The following is a 22,795-nucleotide window of genomic DNA, read 5'->3' on the forward strand; positions in this document are numbered from 1 at the left end:
GTATTTACGGCGTCCCCCTCGACCGGACCCACCCCGCCACCCCACGGATACCCAGCTTTTGACGTTGCCGTTGCCTTTGCCGTTGCCGTTGCCGTTGCCGTTGCATTGAGCGGGTGCAGGGCGCAGCCCTGCCGGACATTTGCCACTTGCGGTGGCTGCGGCCGCCCACTAGCCTTCGGCCGTCGTTCACCACCCAAGGACTACCCGTGAAACACCGCCATCTGCTGCTGGCCTCGGCAATCGCCGCCGCCACGCTGGCCCTGGTTGCCTGCAAGAAGGAAGCTACCCCCGGTTCTGAAGCCGCCGCCCCCAGCGCGCCGGCCGGGGAAACCGCCGACCAGTTCGTTGCCCGCATCAACGCTGAATACAAGGCCGCCTACCCCGAGATGACCTCGGCGCAGTGGCTGTCGTCCACCTACATCAACAGCGATTCCGAACGCATCGCCGCCAAGGCCAACGAACGCTCGCTGACCCAGCTCAACAGCTGGATCGAACAGGCCGCCAAGTTCGAAGGCCAGCCGATGAGCGAAGACAGCAAGCGCGCCATCCACCTGCTGAAGCTGATGTCGTCGATGCCGGCACCGCGCGATGCCGCCAAGCTGGCCCAGCTGACCCAGATCGCCACCCGCATGGAAGGCAGCTACGGCGCCGGCAAGTACTGCACCGACGCCAACGATCCGGCCTCCTGCCGCCAGCTGGGCGACCTGGAACAGGTGCTGTCGCGCAGCCGCGACTATGACAAGCAACTGGACGCCTGGCAGGGCTGGCACAGCACCACCAAGGGCATGCGCGGCGACTACCAGCAGTTCGTCAGCCTGGTGAACGAAGGCGCCAAGGGCATGGGCTTCAGCGATGCCGGGCAGATGTGGCGCAGCGGCTACGACATGCCGCCTGAGCAGATCGGGCCGGAAACCGACCGCCTGTGGGAACAGGTCAAGCCGATGTACGAGCAGCTGCACTGCTACACCCGCGGCAAGCTGGACAAGACCTATGGCAAGGACAAGGCCGAAGTGGGCAACGGCCTGATCGCCGCGCACCTGCTGGGCAACATGTGGCAGCAGGACTGGTCGAACCTGTGGGACCAGCTGGAGCCCTACCCCGGTGCCGGCAGCCTGGACATCACCGCCGCGCTGGAAAAGCAGTACCAGACCAACCTGAGCGCGGCGCTGGACAAGGCCGGCAAGGACGCCGACGTGACCGCGCGCTACAAGGCACAGCGTGAAGCCGAGCTGCGCACCGCACGGCAGATGACCGAACGTGCCCAGGACTTCTACGTCTCGCTGGGCATGCCTTCGCTGCCGCAGTCGTACTGGGACAAGACCCAGTTCATCAAGCCCGACGACCGCGACGTGGTCTGCCATGCCAGTGCCTGGGACATGAACATGGAAGGCGACGTGCGCACCAAGATGTGCATCAAGCCCAACGAAGAAAACTTCACCACCATCTACCACGAGCTGGGCCACATCTATTACGACCTGGCCTACAACCCGCTGCCGCCGCTGTTCCAGGGCGGTGCCAACGATGGCTTCCATGAAGCGATCGGCGACACAATCGTGCTGGCGATGACGCCCAAGTACCTCAGCTCGATCGGCCTGGTCGATGCCCCGACCGAAAGCCGCGAAGCGGTGATCAACAACCAGATGCGCATGGCGCTGTCGGGCGTTTCGTTCCTGCCGTTCGGCCTGATGATTGATCGTTGGCGCTGGGGTGTGTTTGATGGTTCGATCACCCCGGACAACTACAACAAGGCCTGGTGGGACCTGAAGGCCAAGTACCAGGGCGTGGCTCCGGCCAGCGCGCGCGGCGAGGAGTTCTTCGATCCGGGCGCGAAGTACCACGTGCCGGGCAACACCCCGTACACCCGCTACTTCCTGGCCCGCATCCTGCAGTTCCAGTTCTACAAGGGCCTGTGCGATGCGGCTGGCTACAAGGGCCCGCTGCATGAGTGCACCTTCTACGGCAACAAGGAAGCCGGGCAGAAGTACTGGGCGATGCTGAGCAAGGGCGCCAGCCAGCCGTGGCAGGCCACGCTGAAGGAGCTGACCGGCAGCGACAAGCTCGACGCCGGCCCGATGATCGAGTACTTCACCCCGGTCAACGAGTGGCTGAAGCAGCAGAACGAAGGCCAGATGTGCGGCTGGCAGGCCAGCGCGGCACCGGCGAAGTAAAACGGAAAGGGGCGGATCCGCGAGGATCCGCCCCTTTCATTCTCGCCGGGCATGGCCCGGCGCTACCGCAATGCACGATCAGCTGTCCTTCTTCGCCGCCATCACCGCGGCCAGCTCGGCCTTGAACTCATCGAAGGTCAGCCCCTTCTCCTGCACTTCGGCCTGCGCCGCATCGCGCAGCGCATCGGAATAGATCAGGCGCACCGGCGTGCCATTGCGCTCGTGCAGCTCACCGGCCTGCATGATCATGGCCAGCACGTGCGCGGCGCTGTGGGTCTGGCCGGCAATGCGGCCATCCATGCCCAGCACCCATTCGCCATCGCGGCGGACCACACCGGCCAGCAGGGCACGCTGCGGATCGCGCAGTTCGGCATGCGGTTCGACCGGCGAAGCGGTGGCCGCCGCCTTGTTGGCAGCCTGCTTTTCCTGGCGGCGACGCTGGTCGCGGCGGATCTTGGACGTGGTGGACATGGGGGTCGTATCGAACAGCAAGGGGGCGCAAGAATAACCCAGCCCGGCCGCCGCGCCGCTTCACGCCAGCGGCGGCTGCTCCTGGACAGGGGCCTGCAGGGCGCGCTGGCGCATGTGTTCCCAGTACCAGAACACGAAGCCGGCGGCGAAGAAACCGGCCTGGCCCAGCGCCAGGTGCAGGGGGCTGGCACTGAGCAGCGGCGAGACCACGCCGGCCACCACGGTGCTGATCATCAGCTGCACGAAGGCCTGCAGCGACGAGGCCAGGCCGCGCTGGTGCGGGTACATGTCCAGCACCGCCAGGGCCAGGATCGGGAAGATCAGCGCCATGCCGGTGCCGCCCACGAAGATCGGCAGCACCGCCCAAGGCAGGGCCAGCTGCGGCGCCAGCGCCACGTAGCTGATGTTCAGCAGTGCCGACAGCGCGCACAGGGTGAAACCGATGCTGATCTGGCGGGTCGGCAGGGTACGCCCGGCCATGCGCCCGGACAGGAACGAGCCCAGGGTCATGCCGCCAATGGTGGGAATGAACAACCAGGCAAAGCCGCCTTCGCCCAGGTGCAGGTGCTGCATCACGAACACCGGTGCAGAGGCGATGTACAGGAAAATGCCACCGAAGTTGATGCTGCCGGCCAGCGCCAGGCGCAGGAAGCGCGGGTTGAAGCCGATGCGCACGTAGTCACGCAGCAGGCCGCGCGGTGACAGCGGCACGCGGGCTTCCACGGGGTGGGTTTCGGGCAGGAAACGCGCCGTGGCCACCAGCAGCAGCAGCGAGAACACCACCAGGAACCAGAAGATCAGCGGCCAGCCGGCGCCGCTGAGCAGGATCCAGCCGCCGATGATCGGTGCGATGGCCGGGGCGATGCCGAACAGCATGGACACCTGGCTCATCAGCCGCTGCGCGTCATGGCCGTGGTACAGATCGCGGATGACCGCGCGGCCGACGATCATGCCCACGCCGGCCGACAGGCCCTGTACGGCGCGGAACACCAGCAGCGTGCTCAGATCGGTGGACAGCGCGCAGCCCACCGAGGCGCCGACGAACACCACCAGCCCGCCCAGGATCACCCGCTTGCGCCCCCAGGCGTCGGACAGCGGGCCGTGGGCCAGGCTCATCAGGCCGTAGAACAGCAGGTACACGCTGATGGTCTGCTGCACCGCCACTTCATCCACGGCCAGGCGCTGGGCCAGCTGCGGGAAGGCCGGGAAGATGGTGTCGATGGAGAACGGGCCGAACATGGCCAGGCCGGCCAGCAGCAGGGCCATGCGACGGGTGGAGGGTGCAACGGCGGCGGTCATCGGCGGGCGTCCGGCAGGGCCGTGCGCAGCATGCACGGCAGGCGCCGCTTCCCCGTGGCAGGGACGGCGCCAGATGAATACGAGAGTCCACCCATGATAGGCGCCCCGGCCTGCCGACGCCATGGAGGAACGCGGCCACGCAGGGTCCGGGCCATCCTCCATTCAGCCCCGTCAATGCGGCCGCGCCCCACTGCGCCGGTCCGGCAACCGGCTATAATCGGCGGGCAACACGGTGGGAGAAGCGGAACACCGCTGCCGAAGGCGCAACGCCCGTAATCGCTCAGGCCCGATACCACCCGTAACACAACTCTGGAGAGACCGGTTCGATCCGGCGCCGAAGGGGCACGAAGCTGCGGTTTTCCGCGCTTTTAAACTCTCAGGCAAAAGGACAGAGGGGCGCCCCGCAGACCGCCGACCGGCGGCTTGTGCCCGTGCGTGTGCCCTTCCCTGACGGATCCTTCGCCATGTCCCAGAACACCCCCTCCCTGCGTGAGCTCGAGCACCACAGCGCGTTCGTTGAACGCCACATCGGCCCCAACGACGCCGAGATCGCGCAGATGCTCGACGTGGTCGGCCACGCCACGCTGGATGCGATGACCGATGCCATCGTGCCGGCGAAGATCAAGTCGCCCGCGCCGCTGGCTCTGCCCGAATCGATCACCGAAGTGCAGGCGCTGGCCAAGATCCGCGCGATCGCCGACAAGAACACCGTGCTGCGCAGCTTCATCGGCCAGGGCTACTACGGCACCCACACGCCGAACGTGATCCTGCGCAACATCCTGGAGAACCCGGCCTGGTACACCGCCTACACCCCTTACCAGGCGGAAATCTCGCAGGGCCGCATGGAAGCGCTGATCAACTTCCAGACCCTGTGCGCCGACCTGACCGGCATGGAGATCGCCAACGCCTCGCTGCTGGACGAAGCCACCGCCGCCGCTGAAGCGATGACCCTGGCCAAGCGTTCGGCCAAGTCGAAGTCGGATACCTTCTTCGTGCACGATGCGGTGCATCCGCAGACCCTGGAACTGCTGCGCACGCGCGCCGAGCCGATGGGCATCGTGCTGCGCGTGGGCACCCCGGCCGAAGCACTGGAAGCCGAAGCCTTCGGCCTGCTGCTGCAGTACCCGGACACCTTCGGCCAGGTGGGCGACTACAAGGTGCTGGTCGATGCCGTACACGCGCGTGGCGGCCTGGTGGCCGTGGCCACCGACCTGCTGGCGCTCACCCTGCTGGCCGCCCCGGGCGAATGGGGCGCGGACATCGTGGTCGGCAACAGCCAGCGCTTCGGCGTGCCGTTCGGCTTCGGTGGCCCGCACGCGGCCTTCATGGCCTGCCGCGATGCCTACAAGCGCTCGATGCCGGGCCGCCTGATCGGCGTGTCCATCGATGCGCAGGGCAACCCGGCCTACCGCCTGACCCTGCAGACCCGCGAGCAGCACATCCGCCGCGAGAAGGCCACCTCCAACATCTGCACCGCGCAGGTGCTGCTGGCGGTGATGGCGTCCATGTACGCCGTCTACCACGGCCCGGATGGCCTGACCCGCATCGCCCGCCGCACCCACCGCCTGGCCTCGATCCTGGCCGCGGCGCTGCGCAGCGCCGGCGTGCAGGTCGGTGGCGACTTCTTCGACACCCTGCACATCACCGGCGTGCACGCCGATGAGATCCACGCCAAGGCACGCGCCGCCGGCTACAACCTGCGCGCGATCGACAGCGACTCGGTGGGCATCAGCCTGGACGAGACCACCACCCGCGCCGACATCGTGGCCCTGGCCGCCGTGTTCGGTGCCGGCCTGGACGTGGAAGCGCTGGACGCCAGCACCGCCGACGCGCTGCCGGCCGGCCTGCTGCGCCAGTCCGCGTTCCTGACCCACCCGGTGTTCAATACCCACCACAGCGAGCACGAACTGCTGCGCTACCTGCGTTCGCTGGCCGACAAGGACCTGGCGATGGACCGCACGATGATCCCGCTGGGCTCGTGCACCATGAAGCTCAACGCCACCGCCGAGATGATCCCGGTCACCTGGCCGGAGTTCTCGCAGATCCATCCGCTGGTGCCGGCCGACCAGGCGCTGGGCTACAAGGAACTGATCGAATCGCTGGAAGCCATGCTGGTGGAATGCACCGGCTACGATGCGGTCAGCCTGCAGCCCAATTCCGGCGCGCAGGGTGAGTACGCCGGCCTGCTGGCGATCCGCGCCTACCACCGCTCGCGCGGCGAAGGCCACCGCGACATCTGCCTGATTCCGGATTCGGCGCACGGCACCAACCCGGCCTCGGCGCAGATGTGCGGCATGAAGGTCGTGGTGACCAAGACCGATGCCAACGGCAACGTCGATGTCGAAGACATCCGCGTCAACGCCGAGAAGTACAGCGACCGCCTGGCCGCGATCATGATCACCTACCCGTCCACGCACGGCGTGTTCGAGGAGGAAGTGGTCGAGATCTGCGAGATCATCCACCAGCACGGCGGCCAGGTGTACACCGACGGCGCCAACATGAACGCCCTGGTGGGCGTAGCCAAGCCGGGCAAGTGGGGTTCGGACGTGTCCCACCTGAACCTGCACAAGACCTTCTGCATCCCGCACGGCGGCGGTGGCCCGGGCGTGGGCCCGTGTGCGGTGAAGGAACACCTGGCCCCGTTCCTGCCGGGCAAGCTGGGCGACAACGGCCCGGTCGGCATGGTCAGCGCGGCCAGCTTCGGCAGCGCCTCGATCCTGCCGATCAGCTGGATGTACATCGCCATGATGGGCACCGAAGGCCTGCGCAAGGCCACCCAGGTGGCCCAGCTCAACGCCAACTACATCGCCAAGCGCCTGGCCCCGCACTTCAAGACCCTGTACACCGGCCGCAACGGCCTGGTGGCACACGAGTGCATCCTGGACGTGCGCCCGCTGGAGAAGACCAGCGGCGTGGGCGCCGAAGACGTGGCCAAGCGTCTGATCGACTTCGGCTTCCATGCCCCCACCCTGAGCTTCCCGGTGGCCGGCACGCTGATGGTCGAACCGACCGAAAGCGAATCGCTGCACGAGCTGGACCGCTTCATCGACGCGATGATCCAGATCCGCGAGGAAATCCGCGCGATCGAAGACGGCCGCCTGGACCGCGAGGACAACCCGCTGAAGAACGCCCCGCACACCGCCACCGCGGTGACGGCCAGCGAGTGGACCCACGCTTACCCGCGCGAACTGGCCGCCTTCCCGCTGCCCAGCCTGAAGCTGCAGAAGTACTGGCCGCCGGTGGCGCGCGTGGACAACGTGTACGGCGACAAGAACGTGATGTGCGCCTGCATCCCGGTCGATGCCTACAAGGACGACGAAGTCGAAGCATGATCGACAAACGGCCCGCGCAAGCGGGCCGTTTTCGTTTGCATCCACGCATGGCGTGGATCTACTGCCGGCATCCTGGAGTAGATCCACGCCATGCGTGGATGCCGTGGACTCACGGGCCCGGCATCTGCCCCAGGCTCAACTGCCACGACACGCCGAAGCGGTGCTGCACGTAGAGTCGAGCTTGCTCGACTGCTTCACCGCGAACGGCCCGCGCAAGCGGGCCGTTTGTTGAAGGGCGTGTGGACCAAGGTCCACACCCACAAGGATCGGTCCACACCCACAATAATCCGATCACGGGTCCGGCATCTGCCCCAGGCTCAACTGCCACGACACGCCGAAGCGGTCCTGCACCCAGCCATAGCGGTTGCTGAAATCGTAATCGCCCACCGGCATCAGCCAGTGCCCGCCCTCGCCCAGCGCCCGCGCCGCGCGCTCGAACTGCTCGGCGCCGGAACATTCCACGAACAGCGAAATCGACGGGCTGAAGGTGAAATCGTGCACATCCAGGCTGTCGAAGCACAGGTAGTGGGTGCCACCCAGCAGGAAGATCGCCTGCCGCACCTGCCCCGGCACGCCCGCGCCGGCGCCTTCGGGATGGCGCTGCAGGGCCAGCAGGCGGAAATCGGCGAAGGCTTCGGCGTACAGCGCCAGGGCGGCCTCGGCCTGGCCGGTGAACATCAGGAAAGGACGGCTGCGCAGCATGCGGTGCTCCTGTTCGACGGGTCGCTCAGGACCCAGACCATCAGGATCGCACCGCAGATGTAGGCACCATGTATCGGTAGCGCCGGGCCACGCCCGGCGGCCTCGATGCGAAGGCGGCGGTCAGGCCTCGCGCAGGCGCCGTGCGATCGCGCTGCCGGCCGCGATGGTCGCCGTCAGCGCCACCATGGACAGGAACTGCAGGCGAGTCTGCGCTTCGCTGAGCAACAGGCCGAAGATCAGCGCCAGGATGGCCAGCGCACACACCGTCAGCCACGGGAAACCGGCCATGCGGAACGGCAGGCGCGTGCCCAGGCGGTCGGCGCGGCGGCGCAGCACCAGCTGCGAGACCAGCGACAGCGTCCACACCAGCAGGCAGGTGGAGCCGACGATGTTCAGCAGCACCGGCAGCACCTTGTCCGGGAACAGCAGTTCCATGATGGTGGCGGCGAAGCCGAACAGCACGCTGGCCAGCACGGCGATCACCGGCACCTGGCGCGGGTCGGTCCAGCCCAGCACGGCCGGTGCTTCGCGGCGCTGGGCCAACGAGAAGATCATGCGCGAGGCACCGTACAGGTTGGCATTGAGCGCCGACAGCAGGGCGATGACTGCGATCAGGGTGATGGCCGTGGCCGCGCCTGGAATGTTGGCGACCTGCAGCACGGCGGCAAACGGCGATTTCAGCGACTCGCTGTTCCACGGCACCACCGCGATGATGACGCTGAGCGAACCAATGTAGAACACCAGGATGCGCCAGGCCACGGTACGGATGGCACGGGCGATGCTGCGCTCGGGGTCTTCGGTTTCCGCGGCGGCCACCGCCACGATCTCGGTGCCGCCAAAGGCGAACACCACCACCAGCAGCGCCGCACCGATGCCGGCCAGGCCCTTGGGCGCGAAGCCCCCGTGCTGGGTGAAGTTGCTCAGCCCCGGCGAGGTGACCTGCGGCAGCCAGCCCATCAGCAGGGCGATGCCGATGGCGATGAAGGCCAGGATTGCCGCCACCTTGAGGATGGCGAACCAGAACTCGAACTCGCCGAAATTCTTCACCCCCAGCAGGTTGATGGCGGTGAAGAACAGCATGAAGGCCAGCGCGGCCATCGGTACCGGTACTGCGGGCCAGACGGTGGCCAGCAGCCCGGCCGCGCCCACCGCCTCGGCAGCGATCACGATCACCAGCTGCACCCACCACAGCCAGCCCACGGTGGCACCGGCAGTGGCTCCCATGGCATCGGCGGCATACACCGAGAACGCACCGCTGGTCGGCTTGGCCGCGGCCATCTCGCCCAGGGCGTTCATCACAATGATCACCAGCGCGCCGGCCACCAGGTAGGACACCAGTACCGCCGGCCCGGCCGCCTGCACGCCTACACCGGAGCCCAGGAACAGCCCGGCGCCGATCGCGCTGCCCAGGCCCATCATGATCAGCTGGCGCGGCTTGAGCGAATGGCCCAGGCGCGAGGTCGAAGCGGTCGAAGAAGGGTTGGCGGGCATCGGCAGGGCTGGCGGCGGCTACAGGGGCGACACCTTACATTGTCCCCCACCCGGCGGGATAGGCACAGTGCAGCAGGGCGCTCAGGCCGGCAGCGGTTCGCCGATGCGGGCCCGGTAGGCGCGCGGCGAAAAGCCGGTTTCGGCCTTGAATTTGCGGGTGAAGGCGCTCTGGTCGCTGAAACCGCAGGCCTGGCCGATGCAGGCAATGCTGTCCTGGCCGTGCAGCAGGTGCATGGCCATCTGGATGCGCAGGCGGGTCAGCACCTGCTGCGGGGTCATCTGGAACACCTTGCGGAAGCTGCGCTCGAGTTTGGACAGCGAGAAGCCGGTGATGTCCAGCAGGGTCTGCATGCGCACGTTTTCGGCGTAGTGCGCGTTCAGATGCGCCAGCGCCAGCCGCAGCTGTTCGTACTGTGCGCCCAGGCTGTCCTTCTGCCCCAGGTCGCGGGAGATGCCGATCAGCCCCTGGATCTGCCCCTCCACCAGCAGCGGCCGCTTGCAGGTCAGGCACCAGCCCGGTTCGCGGTTGGCGAACAGGTGCAGTTCCATCAGGTTCTCGATCACTTCACCGCCCAGCACGCGCGCGTCCTGGTCCACGTAGTCGGCGCTCAGGCCGGTGGGATAGATCTCGGCGGCGGTGCGCCCGATCACGTCCTTGCGCGCACGCAGCCCCAGCCGCCGCAGCATGGTCTGGTTGACGTGGGTATAGCGCCCCTGCCGGTCCTTCATGAAGAACAGCACGTCCGGAATGGCGTCGAACAGGGCTTCGATGTCGGTGGGCTCGACTCGCATGCGGCAAGCATACCCGAGCCGGCTTTTGCCCGTACGTTCACCCGCGGCGGACCGTGGGTTAACGGACCGGGCGCGACTGTCATGCCCTGCCCCCTCGTACCCCGGAGACACCCTGATGGCCGCCAGCAAGCCCACCGGCAAGCGCGCAACCGCCCCGTCGCATAAGACCCAGAACCCGCCGCGCGGCGAGGGTGACGAACTGCACCTGCAGGCCGGTGGCACGCACCCGGCCATGACCACCGCCCAGGGTATCGCGGTGGCCGACAACCAGAATTCGCTGCGCCAGGGGCCGCGCGGCCCCACCCTGCTGGAGGATTTCATCCTCCGCGAGAAGATCACCCACTTCGACCATGAGCGCATTCCCGAACGCATCGTGCATGCGCGCGGCACTGCGGCCCATGGCTATTTCCAGTTGACCACGTCGCTGGGCAAGTACACCCGCGCCCGCGTGCTCACCGAGGTGGGCGCGAAGACGCCGGTGTTCACCCGTTTTTCCACCGTGGCCGGCGGTGCCGGCTCGGTCGATACCCCGCGCGATGTGCGCGGCTTCGCGGTGAAGTTCTACACGCCGGAAGGCAACTGGGACCTGGTCGGCAACAACATCCCGGTGTTCTTCATCCAGGACGCGATGAAATTCCCCGACCTGGTGCACGCGGTGAAGATGGAGCCGGACCGCGGCTACCCGCAGGCCGGCAGCGCGCACGATACGTTCTGGGATTTCATTTCGCTGATGCCCGAATCGATGCACATGATCATGTGGGCGATGAGCGATCGCGCCATTCCGCGGTCGCTGCGCATGATCGAAGGCTTCGGCGTGCACAGCTTCCGCCTGTTGAACGAGGCCGGCGATTCCACCTTCGTCAAGTTCCACTGGCGGCCGAAGCTGGGCATCCAGTCCACCGTCTGGGACGAAGCGGTGAAGCTGCAGGCCGCCGACAATGACTTCCACCGTCGCGACCTGTTCGAGGCCATCCAGCGCGGCGACTTCCCCGAATGGGAACTGGCCGTGCAGCTGTTCAGTGAGGAAGATGCCGAGTCGTTCCCGTTCGACCACCTGGATCCCACCAAGATCATTCCCGAATCGCTGGTGCCGCTGCAGGTGATCGGCCGGATGGTGCTGGACCGCTGGCCGGACAATTTCTTCGCCGAAACCGAACAGGTGGCGTTCTGCCCGGCCAACGTGCCGCCGGGCATCGACTTCAGCAACGACCCGCTGCTGCAGGGGCGGTTGTTCTCGTACCTGGATACGCAGTTGATCCGGCTGGGTGGCCCGAACTTCCACCAGATTCCGGTCAATGCGCCCAAATGCCCCTTCGCCAACCACCAGCGCGACGGACACATGCAGATGCAGGTGCCGAAGGGGCGCGTGGCCTATGACCCCAGTTCGCTGGAGGACGACAGCCCGCGCGAAACGCAGGCTGGATTCCGCAGCCACGCCACGGCCGACGACGGACGCAAGGGGCGCACCCGTGCGGAAAGCTTCGCTGACCACTACAGCCAGGCGCGGGCGTTCTTCCGCAGCCTGGAAAAGCCCGAGCAGGCACACCTCGCCTCGTCCCTGGTGTTTGAACTGTCGAAGGTGGAAACGCTGAAGGTGCGCGTGCGCACCGTCAGCCACCTGCGCAACATCGATGAGTCGCTGGCCAAACGCGTGGCCGACGGACTGGCGCTGGCAGACCTGCCCGAACCTGCGCCGACCGCAACACCGGCACGCGACATGCCCGCCGTGCCCGAAGTGCGCATCATCGGCCGTACCAAGGACACGCTGCAGGGGCGCTGCATCGGCATCCTGTTCGATGAAGGCTCGGACGCGGGGTTGATCGCCAGCCTGCGCAAGGCCGCACAGAAGGCCGGCGCCGAGGTGAAGCTGGTCGCGCCGAAGGTAGGCGGTGCGCGCCTGAGCGACGGCAAGGTGCAGGCCGCCGACGGCCAGTTGGCCGGCACGCCGTCGGTGCTGTTCGATGCGGTGGCGGTGGTGCTCAGCGCTGACGCCGCCAAGGCACTGGTCAAGGAAGCGGCCGCCATGGAGTTCGTCAGCCACGCCTGGGCCCATCTGAAGGCGATCGCCAGCGATGCGGGCGGCCAGGCGCTGTTGAAGGCCGCGCGCGTGGGCAATGACGCCGGCATCGTCGAGGCCGAGGACGCCAAGGGCTTCCTGGCTGTCGCGGCCACCCGCCAATGGGCGCGCGAACCCAAGCTGCGCCTGCTGGCCTGAATCTTCCTTCCCGGAGAAACGACATGTCCCAAGGTGATAAATCTGCGTACACCGACAAGCAGAAGCGCCAGGCCGCGCACATCGAAGAAAGCGAACGCGAGCGTGGCGCCAGCAAGAGCACGGCCGAGCGCATTGCCTGGGCCACCGTGAACAAGCAGGACGGCGGTGGCAAGCGAAGTGGCAGTGGGCGCAAGGACCACCGCTAGCGGACGGCGCGTCAGCCCGGCAGGGCCTTCACCCAACTGGACACCACGGTGGCGGCCGCGTCGGTGCGCGCCTGCAGCAGCAGGTGCGGCCCTTCCAGGGTGACATGCCGGGCGTCCGGCAGCAGCGCCTGCAGTTCGGCCACGCTTGGCGGCCACAGCAGGCGATCCTGGCGGGCCTGCAGGCACAACGTGGGCACCGCGATGCGCGGCAGCGCCTGGCGCGCATCCACGCGCAGGGTGGCGGCAGCACGCTGGCGCAGCGTGGCTGCTGGCACCTGGGCCAGCGCCAGGCGCAGCTCACGCACGGTCTGCCGGCTGCGCCAGCGCCCCAACAAGAGCCGCGACAGCAGCAGCAACGGTGGCATCGGCCACGCCGGCAGTGGCCAGGCGGGCGCGAGCAACGCTGCACCGGCAGCCGGAACCGGCAACGGGCGGCGCGCGAAGGTGGTGCACAGTGCCAGTCCGCGCAGCGCGGGCGGCGCCTCCGCCGCCAACTGCATGGCCAACGGGCCGGCGAAGGATTCACCCAGCAGCACGAACGGCTGGCTGGGCAGCTGCGGGCGCAGCAGCTGCAGCAGGCTGGCGTAGTCCTGCGGGCCGTTGCTGGGCAGGGCCAGCGCGCGGGTGGGCACACCGTGCGCGCGGACGGCGGCCAGGAACGCGACCGACAGGTGGCCGGTGCCATCCAGCCCCGGCAACATCACCAGGCAGGGCGGCACCAGGCCGGTCAACGTGGCGCCCCCGGCGCGGGTGCGGCCGGCGCCGGCGTGCGCACCGCGACCGGCAGCGCCTGCAGCTTGCGCACGGCGGCGATCGGAATCGCTTCGGCACGCCGCTGCTGTGGCCACCAGACGAACAGGAAGGCGCTGCTGGAACCGAGCAGACGCGCGGTGCCCGGCAACGGTGCCGCATCGCCATTGAGCTGCAGCTGCACGACTTCGCCGCGCCCGTGGTTGCGGATCTGCTCGCCGCGCACCATCACATAGTTCGCTGCGCCGACGGCCATGAACGCTGCCACGGCCAGGGTCATCGCGGTGAGTGCGCGCAGCCGCAGCCCATCCCAACTGGTCAGCACCGAGCGCGACAGCACCACCCGCCACAGCATGCTGCGCTGGCGCAGCGTCTGCAGCTTGGCCGCGTTGCGCGCGCGCAGGGTGTCGGGCCAGCTGACCAGCAGCACCAGCAACACGCCCAGCAGCAGCAACAGCACGTAAGCGGGGTCGCGCATGCCGGCCACCAGGAAGTCGCTGGGCTGCATGTAATCCAGGATCGACAGTTCAAAGCCCTGGTAGAACCAGAAACTGCACCACAGGCCCAGCAGTGACACCAGCAGATAGGCCACGGTGAACAGCAGCGCCGGTTCGCGGCGCATGCGCCGCAGGGCCCGCATCACCAGGGAATCATCGTCGCCACGGGTCAGCGGCAGCATCGACCAGTCGGTCGGTGGCTCCCGCGCGGCAACGGCTACGACCTCGATATCCTGCAGCCGCGGCACATCGCCATAGGCCGGTTCCGGTTCCCTGCTGTCCATGCCCGATCCCCCTTTGCCCCCGAGCATCGCCGAAAACGGCGCCCGGCGGTAGAGTCGAGCTTGCTCGACTGCCTGCGTGGGTAGATCAAGAGCAGTCGAGCAAGCTCGACTCTACGTTCTTGACCGCCGCAGTCCCGGTAGCGTCGAGCAAGCTCGACGCTACCGGGGGCGGCCGGTCAGGCTGCGCGCGCCACCGTGGCGCGGGCAGCGGTGCCCTGCTCCAGCTGGAACACCGCCACCGACGTGGCCAGCGCCTCGGCCTGCTCTTCCAGCGCCCGGCTGGCTGCGGTGGCTTCTTCCACCAGCGCCGCGTTCTGCTGGGTCACCTGGTCCATCTGCACCACCACCTGGTTGACCTGCTCGATGCCGGCCGCCTGTTCCTTGCTGGCCGCGGCAATATCGCTCATCAGCTGGTTGGTGCGTGCGCTGGCCTGGGCAAGGCGGGCAATGGCGGCCTGCGACTCCACCGTCACGTCCAGGCCGCTGCGTACCTTGGCCGCCGAATCGTCGATCAGCTCCTTGATCTCCTTGGCGGCCACGCCGGCACGCTGGGCCAGGGTGCGCACTTCACTGGCCACCACGGCAAAGCCACGCCCCTGCTCGCCGGCACGCGCCGCTTCCACGGCGGCATTGAGCGCCAGGATATTGGTCTGGAACGCGATGCCGTCGATGGTGGCGGAGATTTCCGAGATGCGTGCCGAGGACTGGTCGATCTCCCCCATCACCGTTGCCATCTGCGCCATGGCCTGTTCGGTCGCACGCACTGCGGCACCGGCCGCGTGCGCTTCGCTGTCGGCCTGGCGGGCCAGCTCGGCATTCTGGCGCACGGTCGAGGTCAGTTCTTCCATCGACGCGGCGGCTTCTTCCAGATTCGCTGCCTGCTGTTCGGTACGGCGCGACAGGTCACTGTTGCCGGCGGCCAGTTCCTGCGCCGCGTTGTTGATGCTGCCGGCGGCATCCTGGATGCCACGCACGATGCCGGTCAGCTGCGCAGTGGTGGTGTTGGCATCGTCGCGCATGCGCGCGAACACGCCCTGGTACTGGCCGTCCATGCGCGCGGTCAGGTCGCCCTGGGCAATGGCCTGCAGCACGTCGGACACGTCGGAAATACTGGACTGCGAGCTGGCCATCATCGCGTTCAGATGCTCGACCATGGCCTGGTACTGGAACTGGAACGCGGCGGCATCGCCACGCACGCTGAAATCGCCGGCGCCCGCTGCACGGGCCAGGCCGTCGATCTGCGCACTGATGGCCATCAGGCTCTGCTTCACCGCCGCCAGGGTGCGGGTGAATTCGCCCTTCTCGCCCGGGTACTGCGGCAGGTCGCGGCTGAGATCGCCGATCGCGTAGCGCTGCATGACCTCGGCCATCAGCAGTTCCACCTGCACGTGCGATTCCACCAGCGTGTTGGTGGCCTGCACCATGCGGCCGAAGTCGCCGGGGAAGGCGCTGGCATCCATGCGGTAACGGATCGCGCCAGCCTCATGCTGCTCGGCCATCTGCAGCTGCGCGCCGATGGCGGCCTGCACGCTCTGCCGCACGCTGGCCATGGCCTCGCCCAGCTGGGTCAGCTCATCGCGGCCACCCAGGCGGAATTCCTGGTCCAGTTCGCCCTTGGACAGGCGCTGGGCCAACTGCACGGCACGCGCCAGCGGCGCGGTCATGCTGCGACCGATCATCACCGAGGCCGCAATGCCGACCAGCAGCGCAACGCCGCCCAGCACCAACAACTGCAGCAGGCTGCGCTCGCCCAGGCGGATGGCTTCGGCGGCCGCTTCGCGGCTTTCCTTTTCCTCGTAGGCCACGCCATCGGCCAGGGCCTGGTTCCAGCCATTGGCTGCTTCCTGCACCGGACCCAGGGTCAGGGCTACCGCGCCGGGGAAATCGCCCTGCGACATCAGCTCGCTGGTCTGCTTGTTGAGGGGCCGTGCGATGGCGCGCTTTGCCGCGATGGCCTCGCCAATCGCCTTGCCGTCGGCATCACCGGGCAGCGCCTGGTAGCGGGTCCAGCTGGTTTCGTAGCGCTTGACCAGGTCGGCAATGCGCTGCTCGTCGGCCTCGCGGGCGTCGCCCTGGCGGATCAGCATCTCGCGGCGCACGACCATCATCTGGTTGTTGGCGTCCAGCATTTCTGACAGCAGCCGCACCTTGGCCACGCTTACGTCCACAACCTGCTGCATGGCGTGCTTCTGCACGGCAGTGGCGGTGGCACCGGTAGCGACCACGGCCGCGACCAGCAGCAACAGCAGGCCAAAGCCAAGGCCAAGACGCCAGGCAACCCTGACGTTCCTCAAGTAGTTCATCGATGCATCCAAAGACGTGGGGGGGTCCGACCTTATCGGCCTGCCCTCACGCCGCCTTGACGCACGCAGTGTGAACGCTTCCGGTGCCGTTCACGTTGTGGGGCCGGCCCACCTCAGCCAGCGCTGGGCTGCAGCGGGCAGGCACTGGCCAGGCGGCCGGCCAGGTCATCGCGCAGCGCGCTCAGGGCATGGATGCGCGCATCGATGTCGGCCAGCTTCTGCTGCAGGGCGATGGCCAGCAGTGCGCCGGCGTCCTCCTGCTGCCACAGGGTGGGCAGGCGCTGGCCAATCTCGGCCAGGGTGAAGCCCAGCTGCTGTGCGGTGCGGATGTAGTGCACCAGCATCGCCGTTTCCGGCGGGTAGTCGCGGTAGCCGTTGCCCAGCCGGCGGGCGCCGATCAGGCCCTGCTTCTCGTAGAAGCGCAGTGCTTCGCGGGACAGCCCGCAGGCCTGGGCCAGTTCACCGATGCGCATGGATGCTCCAACAAAGCTTGACCTTGAAGTTTACTTCAGGCCTGACAGTGGGCGCTCTTTCAGCGAACGAGTGCTCCATGCAGCTCCCCTCCTATCTGCGTATCGTCCGTGCCAGCGCCGCCTACGACCTGCTGGTCACCCTGCCCTTCGCCCTGCCCTGGGGCTTCGCCGCCGTGCACGCGGCCATGGCCGCGCTGGCCGCCGCCTGGTCGCTGCCCGGCGCGGTGCCCGCGCTGGACCCGCTGCACATGCTGCTGGCCAACCTGCTGGGATCGGTGGTGGTGGTGTGGTCACTGGCGCGCTGGTGGTCCCCCAGCGTGCTGATGGGACGCCTGGATGCCGTTGCCCGCGGCTTGTTTGCTGTCTGGCAGGTGTACGCCGTGGTACACGGGGCCAGCAGCATCGTGCTGCTGTTCACCGCGGCCGAAGTGGCGTTCGGCGTACTGCAGCTGCAACGGATTGCGCGGCCTGCGGTCGAGAAGGCAGACACGCCCTGACCGTCCCGCTTCACAGACCCAAGGCGGCGCGTTCACGCAGGCTGGCCGCGGGGCACAGGCATGGTGCATGCGTACCCCGCAGGAGCTTTCCATGCTTTCACCCCGTGTAGCCGTCCTTGCGCTTTCGCTGTTGGCCAGCCCTGTGTTCGCGCAGGCGCCGCCCGCCGGCCTGCCCGCCCCCATTGCCGAGCAGGCCGGCCCGGACACCGCACTGCGATCGCCGCTGCACGCACAGGTACTGCTGGACCGCGCCAATTTTTCGCCCGGCCAGATCGATGGCGAAGTGGGCAGCAACCAGCGCCGCGCGGTGTCGGGCTTCCAGGCCGCGCACGGGCTGACAGTGACCGGTGAACTGGACGATGCCACCTGGAAGGCGCTGCAGGCCGATGCCACCGCGCCACTGGCCAGCTACACGCTGACGGAAGAAGACGTGGCCGGGCCGTTCCAGCCGGTACCGAAGACACCTGCTGCGCAGGCCAAGCTGAAAGCCCTGGGCTACGCCAGCGGGGAAGAAGCGCTGGGCGAGCGCTTCCACGCCTCACCCGAGCTGCTGAAAGCGCTGAACCCCGGCGTGGACCTGGGCAAGGCCGGCAGTCGCATCCAGGTACCCAACATCGCCCCAGCGCCGCTGGCAAAAGCGGCCAAGGTGCTGATCGACAAATCCGATTCCACCCTGCAGCTGCTGGATGCGCAGGGCAAGGTGATCGCGCAGGTGCCGGTGTCCTCCGGCAGCGAGCACGATCCGCTGCCGATCGGCGAATGGAAGATCCTCGGCGTGTTCCGCGACCCGCCGTTCCACTACAACCCGAAGCTGTTCTGGGATGCCCGCAAGGGCGACAAGAAGGCGACGCTGCCGCCGGGCCCGAACAATCCGGTTGGCCGGGTCTGGATCGATCTGTCCAAGCCGCATTACGGCCTGCACGGCACCCCCGAACCCGGCCACGTGGGCAAGACCGAATCGCATGGCTGCGTGCGCATGACCAACTGGGATGCGCTGCGCGTGGCCGATGCGGTGGACGAATCGGTGCCCGTGGTGATGCAGGAGTGATGCCATGCGGCTGTCGCAGCTGATCGTGCTGGGAGTGGTGCTCGGTCTGGGGCTGGGCTGGTGGCTGCGGCGTGAGGCTGGGCCTGCACCTGCGTCGACGCCAGCGCAGGCCGTGGTGCAGGCCGCGCCCGCGGTGTTGGCTGAGCCCGAGCCGGCCACTGCGCCGGCGCCCTCGCCTGCCGTGGCGCCAACCGCTGGCGCCGCCGCTGCGCAACCGATCGGCCTGCTGCTGCCGGTGCAGGGCGTGCTGCGCGCGCAGTTGCGTGACACCTTCACCGATGCGCGCAGCGAAGGACGCGTGCACGATGCCATCGACATCATGGCGCCGGCCGGCACGCCGGTACTGGCGGTGGCCGACGGTACAGTGGAAAAGCTGTTCGACAGCGAGCGCGGTGGCTTGACCGTCTACCAGTTCGAACCCAGCGGGCAATGGTGCTACTACTACGCGCACCTGCAGCGCTACGCCGACGGCCTGGCGGAAAAACAGGCGATCAAGCGCGGCGATGTGATCGGTTATGTGGGCAGCACCGGCAATGCCAGCGCCGATGCCCCACACCTGCATTTCGAGGTGCATGTGCTGGGGCCGGAGAAGCAGTGGTGGAAGGGTGAATCGATCAACCCGTATCCATTGTTCTAAATCCCAGAAGCAACCCGCACCGCCTCGCACGCGGCAATCAGGTCTTCCACCAGGCGACCACTGACATCCAGCTCGCCCTCGTACTCGGCCAGGTTGCGCTGCTGGTGGCACTTGTCCAGTACGCGCCAGACCTCCGGGCCAACGCCCAAGGTGTGCTTCAGTGACTGGAACACGATGTAGCGGTTGCTTGGCCGGTAGCCCTGCCCGCGCAGTGCCGCCAGGCTCAGCGCGTGGGCCGCGTTGTAGGCCAGGTCGAAGCGGCTTTCCAGCGAAAGCGTGGCGTTGCGTGCATCGCGCAGGCGCGCCAGGCCGGAACGCTGCAGTCCCTCGATCTCGCGCGCGTCCGGCGGCTCCAGCGCAAGCGGCTTACCCGGCCCCACCAGGTTCTGCAAAGGCGAGGTCATCCTTTCCTCCAATCACCCACAGCTTGGGTTGTTCCAGCACCCGCTGCAGGAAGGCATTGCCTTTGCGCAGGCGCTCGCTCAGTTCGTCGTGCGTGTACAGCGTCGGATTCACGGGCCGCCCCAGGTGGGCCTCCAGCGGGTCCAGCGCGGCCATCAGCTCAGCATAGCCCAAGGTATTGGACACCAGCAGCAGATCGATGTCGCTGTGCGCGGTGTCGCTGCGCTTGGCCACCGATCCGTACACGAATGCACAGGTGATCTGGTCCTGCAGCGGCTGCAATGCATCGCGCAGCGGACCGGCCAGGCCCACGGTCTTGTGCACCAGCGACACCAGTTCGGCGTAGATGGGCGACTGCGCGTTGGCCCGGTAGCGCTTCTGGTTGCCCACCTTGCGTTGGTTCACCAGACCGCTGGCGACCAGCTTGGCCACTTCGCGCTGCACGGCGCCCGAGCCGGCGCCACTGCCGCTGATCAGTTCGGAAATGCTGAAATCGCTGCGGTCCTGACCGAACAGCAGGGCCAGCACCCGTTGCTGGGTCTGGGTGAACAGCGCGTCGGCCAACCCGATGGGGCCGGATGAAGAGGCAGTGGCGGCGGATATACCCATATTGGGCATTATTGTGCCCATATTGGGTATTTGGCAAGTGCCTCGCCAGGCATGGCCCGGCGCTACCGGGCGGATACGCGGCGGCGCCAGCGGCGCAGGGCGATGCTGGCGATCGCCAGCCCGGCGCCGACGATCAGCAGGCCCAAGGCCAGCGGCTGCCAGAAGAAGAATGGCCATAACCACACGTAATCCAGATCGGTCAGCTTCAGCACGTCCATTGGCGGCAACAACTCCACCGAAGCCGCACGTCCAGCCAGCGCCGGCTCGACATCCAGCACGGTCACCCGCAACCAGGAACGGCCGCGCGGCAGCGCATCGCCGCGGCCGTAACCGAAGTACGCGTCAAACAGTCCCCCGCCCGCGATGGTTTCCAGCCGGCGCACGACGTCCGTGGTCGGAGGGCCGGCACGTACGCTGGTGCGGAACTGCGCCTGCTGTGTGGGGGTTTCCACGCTGAACCGCACCGTGGGGTCCAGCGCCGGATCCGCTGCCTCGGGCAGATAGCGCAGGCGCAGCCGCAGGCGATCATCAATGAAGCGGTAGACCGTCACCTGTGCAGACGCGCCCGGCTGCAAGCGCAGCGGCACCGTCTGCGTGCGCGACGCGAGATGGTTGGCGACCGCGCCCAGCAGCAGCACAACGCAGGCCAGCCCCCACAGGCTCCACAACACCCACAGGGTGACCCGCGCGACCGTCTCGCCCTTCACCGTTGTCCTCGTCATTGCGCTACGTCCCTGCAGGCATGGCCCACACAGTAACGAAAAAGCCCCGCTTGCGCGGGGCTTCTCCTTGCAACGACGCCGGGCATGGCCCGGCGCTACCGGTCAATCGCTCAGGCGAACGGGTCCTGCAGCACCATGGTGTGGTCGCGGTCCGGGCCGGTGGAGACGATGCTGATCGGGCAGCCGGCCAGCTCTTCCAGCGAACGCAGGTAGGCGCGTGCGGCCGGCGGCAGGTCGTCCCAGTTGGTGATGCCGTGGGTGTTCTCGCTCCAGCCCGGGAACTCCAGGTACACCGGGGTGCAGTCTTCCCAGCCCTGCGCGTCCAGCGGCGCGTACTCGGTGCGCTTGCCGTTGTATTCGTAGGCAATGCAGACCTTCAGCTTTTCCATGCCGTCCAGCACGTCCAGCTTGGTGATGCACAGGCCGCTGATGCCGTTGATGGCCACGGCGCGCTTCAGCGCCACAATGTCCATCCAGCCGCAGCGACGCGGGCGACCGGTGGAGGCACCGTATTCGGCGCCGCGGTCACGGATGCCCTGGCCGATTTCATCGTCCAGCTCGGTCGGGAACGGGCCGCCGCCGACGCGGGTGGCGTAGGCCTTGGCGATGCCCAGCACGTAGTCGATCGAATCGGCGCCCACGCCGGTACCGGCCAGCGCACCGCCGACGGTGGTGTTGGAGCTGGTGACGTACGGGTAGGTGCCGTGGTCGATGTCCAGCAGGGCGCCCTGCGCGCCTTCGAACAGCACGCGCTTACCCTGCTTGCGCAGGTCGTGCAGGATGCCGGCCACGTCGGACTTCATCGGCTGCACGTATTCGCCGAAGGCCAGCGCTTCGTCGTAGGTCTTCTGGAAATCGACCGCTTCGGTGCCCAGGTACTTGGTCAGCACGAAGTTGTGGTAATCCAGCGCGGTGCGCAGCAGTTCTTCCAGCTGCTTGGGGTAATGCAGGTCGGCGATGCGGATGCCGCGACGCGCCACCTTGTCTTCGTAGGCCGGGCCGATGCCGCGACCGGTGGTGCCGATCGCCTTGCCACCGGCAGCGCGCTCGCGCGCCTGGTCCAGGGCGATGTGGTACGGCATGATCAGCGGCGCGGCCGGGGAGATCTTCAGGCGCGAACGCACTTCCACGCCGGAGGTTTCCAGCTCGGCGATTTCCTTCTGCAGCGCGGCCGGCGAGATCACCACGCCGTTGCCGATCAGGCACAGCGCATCGTCACGCAGGATGCCCGACGGGATCAGGTGCAGGACGGTCTTCTTGCCGTTGATGACCAGCGTGTGGCCGGCATTGTGGCCGCCCTGGAAGCGCACGACGGCGCCGATTTCCTCAGTGAGCAGATCGACGATCTTGCCCTTGCCTTCATCGCCCCACTGGGCACCCAACACTACGACAGACTGACCCATGACGGGCTCCTCGATTTTGTTGCGGCCATCGGGGCCGCGGACGGTTGACCCGTGGCGGGGCTGGCCAGCGCGTGGGTGGCGGCTCCAAACGGGGAGCGGCCGGCGATGGATGGCCCAGACACGGAAAAAGCCGAACGGGGAGGCCCGTCCGGCTTTTGTGCATTATCCGGGTTTCCGGGGTCCGCTGCCACCCTTCCGACGGACGGCTTCACCGGCCGGTCAGGCGCCTGGAAGGGGTCGGATCCCTTTCCGCAGGAAAGGGCTCTGACCCCGCCCGGCCGCCACTAGTGCCGTGCCCACCACAGCAGGCTCAGGCCGGCCAGCAGCACCAGCCCGCCGAAGCTGCGCAGGGCCGGGCTGGGCAGGTCCAGCAGGCGCTCGGCCATGCGCTTCCAGGCCAGCGGCGCGGCGAACAGCAGCAGCCCTTCCAGCACGGCCACCAGGCAGAGGGCGGCGAACAGGTCTTTCATGGGGGGAACTCCGGAAAAAGCACG

The 22,795-nt window shown here is 67.6% G+C and carries 20 protein-coding genes, 1 pseudogene and 1 riboswitch; of the genes and pseudogenes, 7 read left to right on the forward strand and 14 right to left on the reverse strand.

Annotation, left to right across the window (positions count from 1 at the left end):
• The first annotated feature begins 206 nt into the window (after positions 1–206).
• Positions 207–2,168, forward strand: a complete 1,962-nt coding sequence (locus C1930_RS14720; protein ID WP_108772050.1) for a M2 family metallopeptidase — start codon at positions 207–209, stop codon at positions 2,166–2,168.
• Between the two features lie 78 nt (positions 2,169–2,246).
• On the opposite strand, the gene C1930_RS14725 is transcribed toward C1930_RS14720, so the two are convergent.
• Together C1930_RS14725 and C1930_RS14730 are read right to left on the reverse strand one after the other, a co-directional pair.
• Complete coding sequence (locus C1930_RS14725; RefSeq protein WP_108772612.1) at positions 2,247–2,639, reverse strand: hypothetical protein; 393 nt, start codon at positions 2,637–2,639, stop codon at positions 2,247–2,249.
• Positions 2,640–2,699: 60 nt separating this feature from the next.
• Positions 2,700–3,938, reverse strand: coding sequence for a multidrug effflux MFS transporter (locus C1930_RS14730; protein WP_108772051.1), 1,239 nt, complete (start codon positions 3,936–3,938; stop codon positions 2,700–2,702).
• 299 nt (positions 3,939–4,237) lie between these two features.
• Positions 4,238–4,340: riboswitch (glycine riboswitch) on the forward strand.
• A gap of 62 nt (positions 4,341–4,402) precedes the next feature.
• Here C1930_RS14730 and gcvP point away from each other — a divergent pair.
• Entirely contained in the window at positions 4,403–7,270 is a 2,868-nt protein-coding gene (gene gcvP, locus C1930_RS14735) for an aminomethyl-transferring glycine dehydrogenase (protein ID WP_108772052.1), read from the forward strand.
• Positions 7,271–7,561: 291 nt separating this feature from the next.
• Here gcvP and C1930_RS14740 read toward each other — a convergent pair whose 3' ends face one another.
• From C1930_RS14740 to C1930_RS14750, 3 genes are all read right to left on the reverse strand, one after another.
• Positions 7,562–7,972 (reverse strand): VOC family protein, encoded by a 411-nt coding sequence (locus C1930_RS14740; protein ID WP_108772053.1) that lies wholly within the window; start codon positions 7,970–7,972, stop codon positions 7,562–7,564.
• 120 nt (positions 7,973–8,092) lie between these two features.
• Positions 8,093–9,469: an amino acid permease gene (locus tag C1930_RS14745; protein WP_199911451.1), complete on the reverse strand. Its 1,377-nt coding sequence runs from the start codon at positions 9,467–9,469 to the stop codon at positions 8,093–8,095.
• A 75-nt stretch (positions 9,470–9,544) separates the two neighbouring features.
• Positions 9,545–10,255: an AraC family transcriptional regulator gene (locus C1930_RS14750; RefSeq protein ID WP_108753821.1), complete on the reverse strand. Its 711-nt coding sequence runs from the start codon at positions 10,253–10,255 to the stop codon at positions 9,545–9,547.
• Positions 10,256–10,436: 181 nt separating this feature from the next.
• Between C1930_RS14750 and C1930_RS14755 the strand changes: the two are divergent.
• Together C1930_RS14755 and C1930_RS14760 are read left to right on the forward strand one after the other, a co-directional pair.
• Positions 10,437–12,470 (forward strand): annotated as a pseudogene (locus tag C1930_RS14755) (catalase); the annotation flags it as partial.
• Positions 12,471–12,493: 23 nt separating this feature from the next.
• Entirely contained in the window at positions 12,494–12,676 is a 183-nt protein-coding gene (locus tag C1930_RS14760) for a hypothetical protein (RefSeq protein ID WP_108753823.1), read from the forward strand.
• Positions 12,677–12,687: 11 nt separating this feature from the next.
• Here C1930_RS14760 and C1930_RS14765 read toward each other — a convergent pair whose 3' ends face one another.
• The 4 genes from C1930_RS14765 to C1930_RS14780 all read right to left on the reverse strand — a co-directional run bounded on the left by C1930_RS14765 (position 12,688) and on the right by C1930_RS14780 (position 16,983).
• Entirely contained in the window at positions 12,688–13,407 is a 720-nt protein-coding gene (locus C1930_RS14765; protein WP_234412671.1) for an alpha/beta fold hydrolase, read from the reverse strand.
• Complete coding sequence (locus C1930_RS14770) at positions 13,404–14,207, reverse strand: hypothetical protein (protein WP_108772055.1); 804 nt, start codon at positions 14,205–14,207, stop codon at positions 13,404–13,406. Before C1930_RS14770 ends, C1930_RS14765 begins: the two co-directional genes overlap by 4 nt.
• 176 nt (positions 14,208–14,383) lie before the next feature.
• Positions 14,384–16,510 carry a methyl-accepting chemotaxis protein gene (locus C1930_RS14775; RefSeq protein ID WP_108772056.1) on the reverse strand — a complete coding sequence of 709 codons (2,127 nt, stop codon included), beginning with the start codon at positions 16,508–16,510 and terminating at the stop codon, positions 14,384–14,386.
• A gap of 113 nt (positions 16,511–16,623) precedes the next feature.
• Positions 16,624–16,983, reverse strand: coding sequence for a MerR family transcriptional regulator (locus C1930_RS14780; protein WP_108762636.1), 360 nt, complete (start codon positions 16,981–16,983; stop codon positions 16,624–16,626).
• Between the two features lie 77 nt (positions 16,984–17,060).
• Between C1930_RS14780 and C1930_RS14785 the strand changes: the two genes are divergently transcribed.
• The 3 genes from C1930_RS14785 (at position 17,061) to C1930_RS14795 (ending at position 19,165) form a co-directional block, all read left to right on the forward strand.
• On the forward strand, positions 17,061–17,480 hold the full coding sequence (locus C1930_RS14785) for a hypothetical protein (protein WP_108772057.1): 420 nt from the start codon (positions 17,061–17,063) through the stop codon (positions 17,478–17,480).
• 91 nt (positions 17,481–17,571) lie between these two features.
• Positions 17,572–18,528, forward strand: coding sequence for a L,D-transpeptidase (locus C1930_RS14790; protein WP_108772058.1), 957 nt, complete (start codon positions 17,572–17,574; stop codon positions 18,526–18,528).
• Positions 18,529–18,532: 4 nt separating this feature from the next.
• Positions 18,533–19,165, forward strand: a complete 633-nt coding sequence (locus C1930_RS14795) for a M23 family metallopeptidase (RefSeq protein ID WP_108772059.1) — start codon at positions 18,533–18,535, stop codon at positions 19,163–19,165.
• Here C1930_RS14795 and C1930_RS14800 read toward each other — a convergent pair.
• The 5 genes from C1930_RS14800 to C1930_RS14820 form a co-directional block, all read right to left on the reverse strand.
• Positions 19,162–19,569, reverse strand: a complete 408-nt coding sequence (locus tag C1930_RS14800; RefSeq protein ID WP_108772060.1) for a hypothetical protein — start codon at positions 19,567–19,569, stop codon at positions 19,162–19,164. The genes C1930_RS14795 and C1930_RS14800 overlap by 4 nt on opposite strands.
• Positions 19,532–20,176, reverse strand: a complete 645-nt coding sequence (locus C1930_RS14805) for a transcriptional regulator (RefSeq protein ID WP_234412672.1) — start codon at positions 20,174–20,176, stop codon at positions 19,532–19,534. Before C1930_RS14805 ends, C1930_RS14800 begins: the two co-directional genes overlap by 38 nt.
• A 62-nt stretch (positions 20,177–20,238) precedes the next feature.
• Positions 20,239–20,883: a hypothetical protein gene (locus C1930_RS14810; RefSeq protein ID WP_108756893.1), complete on the reverse strand. Its 645-nt coding sequence runs from the start codon at positions 20,881–20,883 to the stop codon at positions 20,239–20,241.
• A gap of 125 nt (positions 20,884–21,008) precedes the next feature.
• Positions 21,009–22,301 (reverse strand): adenylosuccinate synthase, encoded by a 1,293-nt coding sequence (locus tag C1930_RS14815; protein ID WP_108753832.1) that lies wholly within the window; start codon positions 22,299–22,301, stop codon positions 21,009–21,011.
• Positions 22,302–22,585: 284 nt separating this feature from the next.
• On the reverse strand, positions 22,586–22,771 hold the full coding sequence (locus tag C1930_RS14820) for a DUF2065 family protein (RefSeq protein WP_108750746.1): 186 nt from the start codon (positions 22,769–22,771) through the stop codon (positions 22,586–22,588).
• Between the last annotated feature and the right edge of the window lie 24 nt (positions 22,772–22,795).

Origin of the sequence: Stenotrophomonas sp. SAU14A_NAIMI4_8 (assembly GCF_003086695.1) — a bacterium.
Lineage (GTDB): Bacteria > Pseudomonadota > Gammaproteobacteria > Xanthomonadales > Xanthomonadaceae > Stenotrophomonas.